Here is an 11,476-nt window from a genome sequence, read left to right as displayed (position 1 = left end):
GCCTGGTCAGCGGCCTGAGGCCTTGGTGGGGGAATGGGCGGGAGAATCGCTTACGGGATGTTGCGAAGACACAGAGAGGAGTGAGGGCGCGCAGGCGCTACTCGCGCGGACCTTCAGCGCCACTGCAGCGGTCAGCCGCTGCGACGCCAGGTCCGGGCTGCCGATGCGCTGCAGCACCAGCTGCGCAGCTTGCCGGCCGCGCGCACGCGGATCGGCCGCCAGCGTGGTCAACGCCGGGGTAAACAAGGCGGCTTCGGCAATATCGTCGAAGCCAGTCACCGCGAAGTCGCGGCCCGGAACGATCCCATGCATCGCCAGCGCGGCCATCAGGCCAAGCGCAACGCTGTCGTTGTAGCAAACCGCCGCGGTCACGGCCTGGTCGGCGTTGTCGAGCATGCGCGTGCCACACAGTGCGGCGTCCTGACGATTGGGTGCCGACTCGACGTACTGCACCGCCAGACCTGCGCCGGACATCGCGCGCGTATAACCGGCGCGGCGCTGCCGGCACGAGCTGGATTCGGCATGACCGCCGAAAAAAACGATGTGCCGATGACCTTGTTCAATCAGATGTGTGCAGGCCAGAAACGCGCCCTGTTCGTTGTCCAGCGCCAACAGGTCCCAGCCGGCGCCTTCCACCTCGCGATTGAACAGCACCACGTTGCGCTGGCGGCCCAGCACCTGCGCCAAGTCCTGCGCCTGGCTGCCCTCGGCCGGCGACAGGATGATCCCGGCCGGCGTGTGCTCCATCAACGAAGTCAACACCGCCTGCTGCCGCTGCGTGGACTCGCCGGTACTACCCAGCAGCGTCACATAGCCGGCCGCGCCCAACGCTTCGTCGACCCCTGCTGCAAACTCCGCGAAAAACGGGTTGGACAGATCATTGATGACCAGCGCGATGCTGGACGAGGTGCGCTGGCGTAGATTGGCAGCGGCCCTGTTGTAGACGTAGTGTTGCCGATCCAGCTCGGCTTCCACCCGCGCGCGCGTGCTGGCATGCACCAGCGGGCTACCGCGCAGCACCAGCGACACGGTTGCGCGCGAGACGCCGATTGCGCCTGCGATGTCGCGCAGCGTCACCGCGCCACGCCGCGCCAGACGCACTTCGCCAGCCTCCGGCGCAGCCGAGGCCTGCTTGGGACGCGTCAAGCGCTGGGACCCGCTGAGTGAAAAACGCGCATGTAATGGACTGGAATTGGATCGATCCAATTAAGCCTTTTCCCGCCATTCAATGCATGCGGCAGTGCAGCATGAGCGGAACAAAATCCAGCGGCGCAACTGTGGCGGTCATTGGCACAGAGCCGCATCGGTCGAGATAAACAGCTTACTGCAGCTTCTGGCAACCGCGGCGTGCCGTTGCGATGTGTGGATGGAACGCGCGTCGCGCCGTGCGCCCCGCCCCACGCGCGTCGATTGATCACCCACACGTCTGACAGACCGCCGTGACGCGCAGCCGAGCGATCTGCTGCGGTCACGCAAGCGTCTGAAATCCAAGCGACCGCGCCGTTGCCCCAGCAAGAAGCGTAGGGGGCGCCACAACGCCAGGGCTCGCGCCTCGCTGTCGCACGCGTGCCTAGGCTGCTATTGACCCGTTACTGAAACGCGATCGACAAGCCGATCCCACCCTGCCAATCCGGGCTTTCCGATGTCAGCCCACGCAGCACCGAGACATCCAGCTGCATCGCATGCGGTAGCTGCCAGGCGCCGCCGGCGCCCGCCACACGCGAATGCTCGCTGCCGGCATCCAGGCCAGCTTCCACATAACTGCTGAAATGCTCGCCCGAAAAGAACGTGTAGTTGGGCGAAAACGTCCAGGTGTGCCCGTCGTTATCGCGTGCGTAATTGACGTACAACGCCAGCGCGCGCTGCTGCGACAGATCCCACGATGCAGTCACCCCGAGCTCGCGCGAATAGCCATCGCTGAAGGCAGGGCTGCCGGTCGGCACGCGATAGGTGCCCAGTGCCGCCCAATGGAAACTCTCCGAACGCGACGGCAAGGCGACCTTCAACCCAACCTGGCTGTCGCCACCGCCGTGCGTGCGCGCACCACCACCGTGCTGCCAGTTGTAACTGTCGCTGCCCAGTTGCAGCTCCACATGCTCGGACACCCCAAGACGCAGCACCGTGTCGGCGGTGTACAGCGTCGTGCGCTGACCATCGGCACGATCGGTACTGGCATCCGGCAAGCCCTGCTCCCAGGCGAACGCGCCAGGCTGCAGCACCTCGGCAGCGAACGGGATACCGGGACGGTCGAACGCCGGGGCGTCTTCCGATTGCGCAAATGCCTGCGGACTGGCCAGGCATAGCGCCAACACCGCTCCGGCCAATGCCAGGTGTAGACCTGCCTGAAGCCGCAGAACGTTGAACGCAGCAGCGGGCATCAACGACGCCTGCACAATGGCACGAGCTTGCGTGGAGTTTGAAGACATGGACATATGCGGCACCATCGGCAGGAAGTGAGCGACAACGCAGCTGACCTTATGCCCGACTGCGTCGACAGGCAACGGCGTGCATGGTGCCGTGCCTGCCGTGACCGGCCTGTCTATCGCTGCCTGATCCGGTTAGTGCGTTGGCGCCTGCGCCGGTAAGCCACGCAGATGCGCAGCGAAGCTGGGCAGCAGCACACGATTGCCGTAGCCGCTCAGGTGGTCGGCATCGAAGAACAGCGGTCGGCCATGCCGGGTCGGCGCGCACGTCTGCGCATCGCACAGCAGTGGCAGCGGGTCCCAGACACTGGCGCCGCCCAGCGCTGCGGCAATGCGATGCACACCGTCCAGTGCCGGCGCGCGGTACCGCTCCATGACGGCTCGCTCGATCTGCATGCCGTTGGCGCATACCGCGTTGTGGCGATTGAACCAGTCCGAGCATCGGTACGGCGGTGCCCTGAGCACAGGCTTGGGCGCCTCGAACACGATCCGCACGCCCCGCGCCTGCACCGGCGCCAGCAGAGCGATGGTTGCGGCAACACTCGCATCACGCTCGCGTTGCGCCTGTTCGCTCTGCAACGTAGCGACATTGGCATCCAGATCGAACAGGGCGTCCTGCTCGGCCAGACGCGGCACACGCAACCCTGGCAGAAACAGCACATCGCCAGGATGTACGTTGGCGATCACATCTTCCAGCGCGGCGTGCACGAACTCCTCGCACCCGGGCACTTTCACGCCAGGTTGCATCGAAGCGACCGAACAACCGGCGACCCCGTATATGCGGACGCTGCCACCTTCGACCACTGGAAAGCGTCGCAGCATTTCGTTGTAGGCCAGCGCATGCGAATCGCCTATCACAAAGACCTGCCGTCCCGTCTTAGCCGGTCGCGTGCACTGCCCGCGCGCGAAAATCCGCACCGGCTGCCCGTTGACCGATGCATTGCTCGCCAGCAGGCGGCAGTCCGGAAATTCCTTGCGCAGGCCACGGGCATAGGCATACCAATCCTGCGGATGCCTGCTGACCACACTCCAAGAGGCGTACGGCGCGGACTTGATCAGCAGCGATTGCACGCCAGCGGCCAGCACCAGCGCGCCGATGCCGATCGCCACAACGCGCATGTTCGAGCGACCGCTCAGACGACGTGTGCGCCACGGCAACTCCACCCAACGATACGACGCCACCGCACATGCGAACGTCAAGGCTAGCGCCGCAAGTTTGGCGCTCGCCGATTCCAATCCGACGGTCCACCGCAACAGCACCAGAACCGGCCAGTGCCACAGATACAGCGAATACGAGATGCGGCCGATCGCCACCATTGGCCTGGCGGACAGGACGCGCCCCGCCCAGCCGTCGGCGTGTCGATGCAACAACGCCAGCAAGGCCAGCGTGCCCAGCACCGGCCAAAGCCCGTCGCTCCACGGCGAATGGCCGGGGCGCGCATTCCACAAGCCATTTCCGATGCTGGCCAACGCCAGCACCAACAGCAGCGTGCGCAGTGCAGCCGGCATCGCGATGCCGGTGGCAAACAGATGGCGTCCTTCGCGGCGCCCGAGCAGTGTCATGCCTTGATACAACAGCACGCCCGCACCCAGTTGCCAGAAACGCGCAGTCGTCAGATAAAACGATGTGACTTCATGCCCCGGCACATGCGTGCGCTGCCACGCGTACCCGAGCGAGGCCGCACTGGCGAGCGCGAACACGCCCAGCGACCAGAAGCGCCCTGCACCGCCGCGCATCCACGCCAGAAACATCCACGGAAACAGCAGATAGAACTGCTCTTCGACGCCGAGCGACCATGTTTGCGTGTACGGATTGAACTCTGCGCGCGGCGAAAAATAATCCTGCCCCACGCTGGCAAGCACCCAGTTGCTCAAACCGAACAGCGCCATGATCCCGGTCTTGGTGCTGGATTCGCTTAGCCACGACTCGGGGATGAACACCATCGAGAACAGCGCAGTGGCCACCAGACATGCCAGCAGCGCGGGCGCGATACGCCGCAAGCGACGCGCATAGAAGCGGACAAGTTCTGCCGCAACCGACACGCGAGGCAGCCGATCGACCGAGGCGCTGACCACAAACCCGGAGATAACGAAGAAGATGTCGACACCGGTGAAGCCACCGGGCAACCAGCTTGCGTCTAGGTGGTAGGCGATGACCGACAGCACGGCCAGCGCACGTAAGCCGTCGATATGTGCGAAATAACCGTTCCCTATCTGCGCGCGCATCATCCTGATTCCTGAAAAGCGGTGCCAGGCCATATTGCCGGGCAAATTTATGAGCGACCGCTCAGTGGGAACGCAGCCGCAGGCAGATCGGTGACCGCGCCATGCGTCGCGACGACGATGTCGTGCATGCGATCAGATATCAGCTGTGCTCATTTCGTCACACTGCAGCAACTTGGTCGCACTCAATACAGGGGCACCCGAAAGGTGTCCGATTTTTCAAATCACCAGTGGATTGCGGTGTTACCAGACCAGATCGTCGGGCACCTGATATTGGGGATCGGCGTACGGGTCGTCGCCTGCCGGCGCATTCGGGTCCACCTTCAGGGCCACCGACGGTGCGAACACGGATTCGGCCTCGGCGAGTACCTCGGCCGTCACCAGCAGATAGCGCCCATTGAGTTGCAGCACGCCCAGCTCGCCGGCATTGAGTGCCTTGAGCTGATCGGCGGTGACGTAGATGCGCTTGATCTTGCCGCCATACGGGAAATGCCGCGCGATGTCGGCATCGGCATGGTTCAAGCCCTTGTCCTTGAGCAGCTCCTCGAGCTTGGCCTTAGCTTCGCGACGCAGGCGTGCTTCTTCCTGCTTTAGGCGCTCGGCTTCGATGCGCTCGTCTTTTTCGCGCTGCGCACGGATCGCATAAGCCTTGGCCAGGTCGATGTCCTCGCGCGTACGCGCCGGCCTGGGGCTACGTCGGTCGGCATTGGAATGTTGGGGGCGTGGCGACGCTGCCGGCTTGCCATCGTGGCGCCGGTCGGGCCTGCCATCGCTTTTGCGTTCATTGGTTGCATCGGTCGCCGCAGCGGCGTGTGGCCGCTGCGGTCCCCTGCCCTGGCCACCCGGCCTGTTGCCGCCGGGTGCGGGCTTGCCACCGTTGCCATGGTGACGCGCGGCAGGCCGTGCGTCGGGTTTGCGTTCGGGCTTGGGCGCGGACTTGAAGCCCAGGCCAAGCAACTGGTCACGTAAGGTATCGCTCATGGCGGTGGCAATCTGCAATCAATAGTGCGGAGGCGGCGGTTCGTCCGCTGCATCGGCAAACAACGTGGAGCGCACCTTGCCCAGATCCTCGAGCAGGTGGCGGATCAGCTCGGCGTTGCGGGCACCCGTCAAACGGGCGTCCGCAAGTGCTTCACTCAGTTCATTGAGCGCCTGCTCCTGGAAGGAGAGGCGCGTTTCCAGTTCCACCAACCGCGCGTCCAGTTCCTGGTCGCGCGGCGAGAGTTGCTCATGCATGCAACGAACGGCCTCGTCCGATGGCGTAGTAAGCAAGACCGGCGGCTTCGATTTCCTGCGGGTCATACAGGTTGCGGCCGTCGAACACGACGTCGTCCTTCAATGCCTGCTTGATCTTGCCGAAATCCGGGCTACGGAACTGCTTCCACTCGGTGACAACAACCAGTGCGTCGGCGCCTTCCAGTGCAGCAAAGGCTTCGTCGCAGAAGGTCAGGTCGTCGCGCTCGCCGAAGATGCGCTTGGCCTCGTGCGTGGCTTCCGGGTCGTAGGCACGCACGGTGGCACCGGCTTCCCACAACTGCGCCATCAGACGACGGCTGGAGGCCGCACGCATGTCGTCGGTATTGGGTTTGAACGCCAGGCCCCACACCGCGAAGGTCTTGCCGGCGATGCTGCCGCTTTCGCCACCGTAATGACGCTGCACCAGTTCGAACAGATGACCCTTCTGCGCGTTGTTGACGCTTTCCACCGCGTTGAGCAGGGTCGGCTGCATGCCGTACTGCTCTGCCGTCTTGGCAAGCGCCTGCACGTCCTTGGGGAAGCACGAGCCGCCGTAACCGGCACCTGGATAGATGAAGTGCCAGCCGATGCGCGGATCGGAGCCGATCCCGTTACGCACATGCTCGACGTCCGCACCGACACGCTCGGCAATATTGGCGATCTCGTTCATGAAACTGATCTTGGTCGCCAGCATCGCGTTGGCCGCGTACTTGGTGAGCTCGGCCGAGCGCACGTCCATTTCCACGATGCGATCGCGGTTGCGATTGAACGGGGCATACAGACGACGCATGCGTGCGATCGCAGCCGGCTTCTTGGCGCCGATCACGATCCGGTCCGGACGCATGCAGTCGGCCACCGCATCGCCTTCCTTCAAGAACTCGGGGTTGGAGACGACATCGAATTCGTGGTCCACGCCACGTGCGTCCAGCTCTTCCTGGATCGCCGCGCGCACCTTGTCGGCGGTCCCGACCGGCACCGTTGACTTGTTGACCACGACCGAAGGGCCGTCGATATGGCGACCGACAGTGCGTGCAACCGCCAGCACGTACTGCAGGTCGGCACTACCATCTTCGTCCGGCGGCGTGCCCACAGCGATAAAGGTGATTTCGCCGTGCGCAATCGCCTCGGCGGCGTCGCTGGTGAAGCGCAACCGGCCAGAGGCATGGTTGGCTTTCACCATCGGCTCCAAGCCGGGTTCGTAGATGGGAATCACCCCACGATTGAGACCATCAACTTTCGCCTGGTCGATATCCACGCAGATAACGTGATGACCTACTTCCGCCAGACAGGTACCGGTGACAAGACCAACATAGCCGGTACCAAAGATCGCAACTCGCATGGGTGGGGGTACTCCTGTGGGGGATCAGGGAAGGATACCCATCAGTTCGACATCGAACGTCAACGTTGCGTCCGGTCCGATCGGCCCCCCTTGCGTGCCGTTCGGGCCATAGGCCAAGTTGGATGGAATCCAGAAACGATATTTCGAACCGACCGGCATCAATGCGACGCCCTCGGTCCAACCGGGAATAACTTGATCCAGACCAAACTCGGCCGGCTGGCCGCGCTGGTACGAACTGTCGAAGACCTGCCCGTCGAGCAGCTTGCCTTCGTAGTTCACACGGACCTTGTTGGTCCGCATCGGGCGCTCGCCGCTGCCCTGGCGCAGCACCATGTACTGCAGGCCGGACGCGGTGGTGATCACGCCTTTCTCGGTTTTATTCTTGGCGAGGAAGGCATTGCCGTCTTCGCGATTCTTGGCGCCGGCAGCGCCCTGCTTGGCAGAGGCGAAGGCCTGCATGGTGGCGGCCGCTTCCTGCTGGGTCAGACGCGTGGTGCCCTTGGCGAACACGGTACGCACCGCTTCCATCAGGGTCGACAGATCGATCTCGTCCTTGATGCCGGCCAGCGACGGACCAACCGCACGGTCGCCCAGCATCAAGCCGACATTTTCCTTGGACGGGGTGGCCGGCGCGGAGCCTGGCGCCATGCCCGGCACCTGCTGACCATTGCGGGCAGCCAGCGCGGTGCGCAATGCGGTATCGGTGGCCTGAGTCTGCTCATCGGACAACAGCGGCTTACCACCCTTGAATGCATTTTCGATGGCGCGTTGCATCGCGCTCAGATCGATGTCCTGGGCAATCGGCTCGAACGAGCGCGCTACATCCATACCGATGGCGTAGCTGACGTTGTCGCGCGTGCTTTTCTCAGACGATGCATTCAAAACTGGCTTCTCCTTGGTGGCCGCTGCGGCCGGTTGCTGCGACATCGCCGGCATCGAAGCCGTCATTGCCACTATCAGTAGCGACGCCGCCGCGCCGCGCTTTCCCATCTTCATTCGATGCACTTCCCGAAAGTGAAAAGACACGCCACCGACGGCGCTGAACACGCATTGTCGCATGCGCACGCGGCGTTGCGAGAGCCGCGCTCAGCGCGACGGCGCAGTGAGCTCGCGTTCGATCGCCGCCAGCACGCTCGGATCGTCCGGTTTGATCTTGCTGGGGAACTGCGCTACCACGCGCCCGTCGCGTGCAATCAAATACTTGTGGAAGTTCCAACCCGGCGCCACGCCCGTTGCCTGCGTCAAGCGCTGATACAGCGGCGTCGCTTCTTTGCCCAGCACGTGCACCTTCTCAAACATCGGGAACTTAACGCCATAGGTCAGCGTGCAGAATTCCTGGATCTGCTTCTCAGATCCGGGTTCCTGTCCCTGGAAATCGTTGGATGGAAAGCCCAGCACCGCGAACCCGCGGCTGGCGAAGCGCTGGTTGAGTGCTTCCAGACCTTCGTACTGCGGTGTGTAGCCGCATTTGCTGGCGGTATTGACCACCATTACTACCTTGCCGCCGTAACTCCGGTTCAGGTTGATTGGCGCTTTGCCGGCCAACGGGCGGTAGTCCAGATCCAGCAGCGGCGCCCCGGCGGCCATGGCCGAGCTTGCAAAAAAGCCAGCGAATACAACGACCAATAGACGTTTCAGCAGCATTGGAAGTTCCTCGAAGGTGATCGGCACCCCGGTCTGCGTGGGGTGCCATCAGTTGGGTATGACAGACAGTTGACTGCCTGCGTGTCGGTGTTATAGTTGAATACAACACCAGTCATCCAACGCAGGGGGAAAGCATGAACAGCACACGTGTCACGCGACCAGTTCCGCTGTTGCTGTTCGGCAGCACCCTGTTTGCCATTGGTTGGCTGGGAGCCGCTTCCAGTCAGGTCACGGAGTCCGGCGCCGATTATGGCGTGTCGGAGGTGGTTACGGAAAACGCGACAACTCCCCCCGAGGAGCGCACCCGGCCTGGCCGGCACCTGCGCGCTTCGCTGTCGATGCCCTATTTCTCCTTCGCGCAGGTTCTGCGCCCACGGAGCTGATCATGAACGACATCCAATGGAGCGACGGCGCTCCCATCTACCGCCAACTCAAGGAACGGGTCATTGCCATGATGCTCGATGGAATCCTCAAACCTGGCGACGCACTGCCTTCGGTGCGCCAGGTCGCGGCGGACTATCAACTCAATCCCATCACCGTCTCGCGCGCCTACCAGGAGTTGGCCGACGAGAACCTGGTGGAAAAACGCCGCGGCCTGGGCATGTTCATGACCCCGGAAGCTGCACAGAAGCTGCGCGGAAGCGAACGCGACCGCTTCTTGAATGAAGAATGGCCGGCGGTGCTGGAACGCATCCAGCGCCTGGGCCTGTCCATCGACGATCTGTTGCCACAGGGGAAAACACCATGACCGCCGTCTCCACCGACCATGTCGTCGACGCACGTGGGCTACGCAAGACCTACAAACATCGGCTGGCGCTGGACAACACCAGCTTCACCATCGCCGCCGGCCGCATCGTCGGATTGATCGGCCCCAACGGCGCCGGCAAGACCACCGCGCTCAAGGCCGTGCTGGGGCTGACCGACTTCGACGGCGACTTGAAGGTGCTGGGCATGGACCCGCGCACCGAGCGCAATGCGCTGATGAACGAAGTCTGCTTTATCGCCGACGTGGCGGTGTTGCCGCGCTGGCTGCGGGTGGGCGAAGCGATCGACTTCGTGGCGGGGGTGCATCCGCGCTTCGATCGCGCCAAGTGCGAGCGTTTTTTGGCCAATACCCAGCTCAATCGCAAATCGCGGGTCCGCGAATTGTCCAAGGGCATGATCGTGCAGCTGCATCTGGCGCTGGTGATGGCCATCGACGCGCGCATTCTGGTGCTGGACGAGCCCACGCTGGGCCTGGACATCCTGTATCGCAAGCAGTTCTACCAGCGTTTGCTGGAGGATTACTTCGACGAGCAGAAGACCATCATCGTCACTACCCACCAGGTCGAAGAGATCGAACACATCCTCACCGATGTGATGTTCATCCGCGACGGCCGCATCGTGCTCACCGCCGACATGGAAGACGTGGCGCAGCGCTACACCGAAGTGCTGGTCGGTGCCGAACACCTGGAGACTGCGCGCGCCCTGACCCCGATCGACGAACGCGCCCTGCCCTTCGGCAAGACCGTGATGCTGTTCGATGGCGTGCCCAAGGATCAGCTCGCACGCTTCGGCGAAACCCGCAATCCCGGCCTGGCCGACCTGTTTGTTGCCGTCATGAAGGGGACCTACGCATGAATGCCATGACCAACCACGCATCGCCTGCCCGGACCTTCGGCTGGCTACTCAAACGCGAATACTGGGAACACCGTGGCGGCTTCGTCTGGGCGCAGGTGATCACCGGCGGCATCGCGGTGTTCTTTGCGCTGCTGGGCGCGGTGATCGGCGCGATCAGCGCGCGTCGCAACATGACCGGCGACAGCATCCGGATGGACGATCTGGCCGAATACACGCGCACCCTGGGCCAGGTCGGCGACGGGCTGCTGCTCGGCGGCGTCGGCATCGCCTCGGTGGTACTGGCCTTTGTCGTGTTCTTCTATGCGCTTGGCAGCCTCTACGACGATCGCCGCGACCGCAGCGTGCTGTTCTGGAAATCGTTGCCGGTCTCCGACGTACAGACCGTATTGTCCAAGGCCGCCTGGGCCTTGCTGCTGGCGCCGCTGATTTCCATCGTGATCGGTACGGTGGTCGGCCTGGCGTTATGGTTGATCGCCATCGTTGGCGCCTCGATAGCAGGCGTGCCCAGCCCCTGGGCGTTGGCTACTCACTCGCACCCGTTCGCATTGTTGTGGCTGCTGTTGAAGACCGTGCCGATGAGCCTGCTGTGGTCGCTGCCGACCGTCGGCTGGCTGATGTTCTGCTCGGCGTGGGCCGGCAGCAAGCCGTTCCTGTGGGCGGTGCTGTTCCCACTGCTGGCCTGCGTGATGTTGAGCATCCTGTCGGCGATGCCTGGCGTGTCGCTGCCGATCGGCGGGGTCTGGTACGTGGTCGGCTATCGCGGCCTGCTCAGCGCCTTGCCTGGTACGTGGTCGCCGCTTGCCGTCAGCGGCAACCTGGACAGCAGTGCGCTGCAAAATCCCAGCGACCTGGTGCAGTGGGCCTTGCAGCACACCGACAGTTCGCGTGTCTACGGCGACCCGGACATCTGGATCGGTGCCGCCATCGGCATCGCGCTGATCGCCGCTTCCATCTATCTGCGCCGTCGGCGCTCCGAAGCCTGAGGACACCC

Annotated in this window: 11 protein-coding genes and 1 pseudogene; 4 read left to right on the top strand and 8 right to left on the bottom strand. The window is 63.5% G+C overall.

From position 1 onward, the window contains the following. Nucleotides 1-6: 6 nt before the first annotated feature. The 8 genes and pseudogenes from RQH86_RS01280 to RQH86_RS01245 all read right to left on the bottom strand — a co-directional run. A pseudogene (locus RQH86_RS01280) lies at nt 7-1,092 on the bottom strand (LacI family DNA-binding transcriptional regulator); the annotation flags it as partial. Nucleotides 1,093-1,589: 497 nt separating this feature from the next. Then, nucleotides 1,590-2,432 carry a transporter gene (locus RQH86_RS01275; protein ID WP_311238729.1) on the bottom strand — a complete coding sequence of 281 codons (843 nt, stop codon included), beginning with the start codon at nt 2,430-2,432 and terminating at the stop codon, nt 1,590-1,592. Between the two features lie 126 nt (nt 2,433-2,558). After that, nucleotides 2,559-4,649, bottom strand: coding sequence for an acyltransferase family protein (locus RQH86_RS01270; RefSeq protein ID WP_193552849.1), 2,091 nt, complete (start codon nt 4,647-4,649; stop codon nt 2,559-2,561). Between the two features lie 240 nt (nt 4,650-4,889). Beyond that, nucleotides 4,890-5,627 (bottom strand): DUF2058 family protein, encoded by a 738-nt coding sequence (locus RQH86_RS01265; protein ID WP_332798095.1) that lies wholly within the window; start codon nt 5,625-5,627, stop codon nt 4,890-4,892. An 18-nt stretch (nt 5,628-5,645) separates the two neighbouring features. Continuing rightward, nucleotides 5,646-5,882 carry a SlyX family protein gene (locus tag RQH86_RS01260; protein WP_024939344.1) on the bottom strand — a complete coding sequence of 79 codons (237 nt, stop codon included), beginning with the start codon at nt 5,880-5,882 and terminating at the stop codon, nt 5,646-5,648. After that, nucleotides 5,875-7,221 carry a UDP-glucose/GDP-mannose dehydrogenase family protein gene (locus tag RQH86_RS01255; protein ID WP_115512067.1) on the bottom strand — a complete coding sequence of 449 codons (1,347 nt, stop codon included), beginning with the start codon at nt 7,219-7,221 and terminating at the stop codon, nt 5,875-5,877. Before RQH86_RS01255 ends, RQH86_RS01260 begins: the two co-directional genes overlap by 8 nt. A gap of 24 nt (nt 7,222-7,245) precedes the next feature. After that, entirely contained in the window at nt 7,246-8,217 is a 972-nt protein-coding gene (locus tag RQH86_RS01250; protein ID WP_311238727.1) for an FKBP-type peptidyl-prolyl cis-trans isomerase, read from the bottom strand. A gap of 90 nt (nt 8,218-8,307) precedes the next feature. Beyond that, nucleotides 8,308-8,865, bottom strand: coding sequence for a glutathione peroxidase (locus RQH86_RS01245; protein WP_115512068.1), 558 nt, complete (start codon nt 8,863-8,865; stop codon nt 8,308-8,310). Between the two features lie 134 nt (nt 8,866-8,999). On the opposite strand from RQH86_RS01245, the gene RQH86_RS01240 reads away from it, so the two are divergent. From RQH86_RS01240 to RQH86_RS01225, 4 genes are read left to right on the top strand one after another with little or no spacing between them, the layout of a single operon-like run. Beyond that, nucleotides 9,000-9,248, top strand: a complete 249-nt coding sequence (locus RQH86_RS01240; RefSeq protein ID WP_311238726.1) for a hypothetical protein — start codon at nt 9,000-9,002, stop codon at nt 9,246-9,248. A 2-nt stretch (nt 9,249-9,250) separates the two neighbouring features. Next, entirely contained in the window at nt 9,251-9,613 is a 363-nt protein-coding gene (locus RQH86_RS01235) for a GntR family transcriptional regulator (RefSeq protein ID WP_005988451.1), read from the top strand. Next, on the top strand, nt 9,610-10,485 hold the full coding sequence (locus tag RQH86_RS01230; RefSeq protein WP_115527501.1) for an ABC transporter ATP-binding protein: 876 nt from the start codon (nt 9,610-9,612) through the stop codon (nt 10,483-10,485). Before RQH86_RS01235 ends, RQH86_RS01230 begins: the two co-directional genes overlap by 4 nt. Continuing rightward, nucleotides 10,482-11,468 carry an ABC transporter permease gene (locus RQH86_RS01225; protein WP_311238725.1) on the top strand — a complete coding sequence of 329 codons (987 nt, stop codon included), beginning with the start codon at nt 10,482-10,484 and terminating at the stop codon, nt 11,466-11,468. The genes RQH86_RS01230 and RQH86_RS01225 overlap by 4 nt, the downstream gene beginning before the upstream one ends. Nucleotides 11,469-11,476 lie beyond the last annotated feature (8 nt).

This window comes from Xanthomonas sp. WCS2018Noco2-27, assembly GCF_031843525.1.
In the GTDB taxonomy this organism is placed as follows: domain Bacteria; phylum Pseudomonadota; class Gammaproteobacteria; order Xanthomonadales; family Xanthomonadaceae; genus Xanthomonas.
Note: the sequence above shows the minus strand (reverse complement) of the source record. Positions and strands in the feature narration are given on the sequence as shown.

What these genes read in the sequence shown, in the direction of transcription:
- RQH86_RS01270 (WP_193552849.1), bottom strand. Translation starts at nt 4,649, where the DNA reads ATGCGCGCGCAGATAGGGAACGGTTATTTCGCACATATCGACGGCTTA.
- RQH86_RS01245 (WP_115512068.1), bottom strand. Translation starts at nt 8,865, where the DNA reads ATGCTGCTGAAACGTCTATTGGTCGTTGTATTCGCTGGCTTTTTTGCA.
- RQH86_RS01260 (WP_024939344.1), bottom strand. Translation starts at nt 5,882, where the DNA reads ATGCATGAGCAACTCTCGCCGCGCGACCAGGAACTGGACGCGCGGTTG.
- RQH86_RS01265 (WP_332798095.1), bottom strand. Translation starts at nt 5,627, where the DNA reads ATGAGCGATACCTTACGTGACCAGTTGCTTGGCCTGGGCTTCAAGTCC.
- RQH86_RS01230 (WP_115527501.1), top strand. Translation starts at nt 9,610, where the DNA reads ATGACCGCCGTCTCCACCGACCATGTCGTCGACGCACGTGGGCTACGC.
- RQH86_RS01240 (WP_311238726.1), top strand. Translation starts at nt 9,000, where the DNA reads ATGAACAGCACACGTGTCACGCGACCAGTTCCGCTGTTGCTGTTCGGC.
- RQH86_RS01255 (WP_115512067.1), bottom strand. Translation starts at nt 7,221, where the DNA reads ATGCGAGTTGCGATCTTTGGTACCGGCTATGTTGGTCTTGTCACCGGT.
- RQH86_RS01275 (WP_311238729.1), bottom strand. Translation starts at nt 2,432, where the DNA reads ATGTCCATGTCTTCAAACTCCACGCAAGCTCGTGCCATTGTGCAGGCG.
- RQH86_RS01235 (WP_005988451.1), top strand. Translation starts at nt 9,251, where the DNA reads ATGAACGACATCCAATGGAGCGACGGCGCTCCCATCTACCGCCAACTC.
- RQH86_RS01250 (WP_311238727.1), bottom strand. Translation starts at nt 8,217, where the DNA reads ATGAAGATGGGAAAGCGCGGCGCGGCGGCGTCGCTACTGATAGTGGCA.
- RQH86_RS01225 (WP_311238725.1), top strand. Translation starts at nt 10,482, where the DNA reads ATGAATGCCATGACCAACCACGCATCGCCTGCCCGGACCTTCGGCTGG.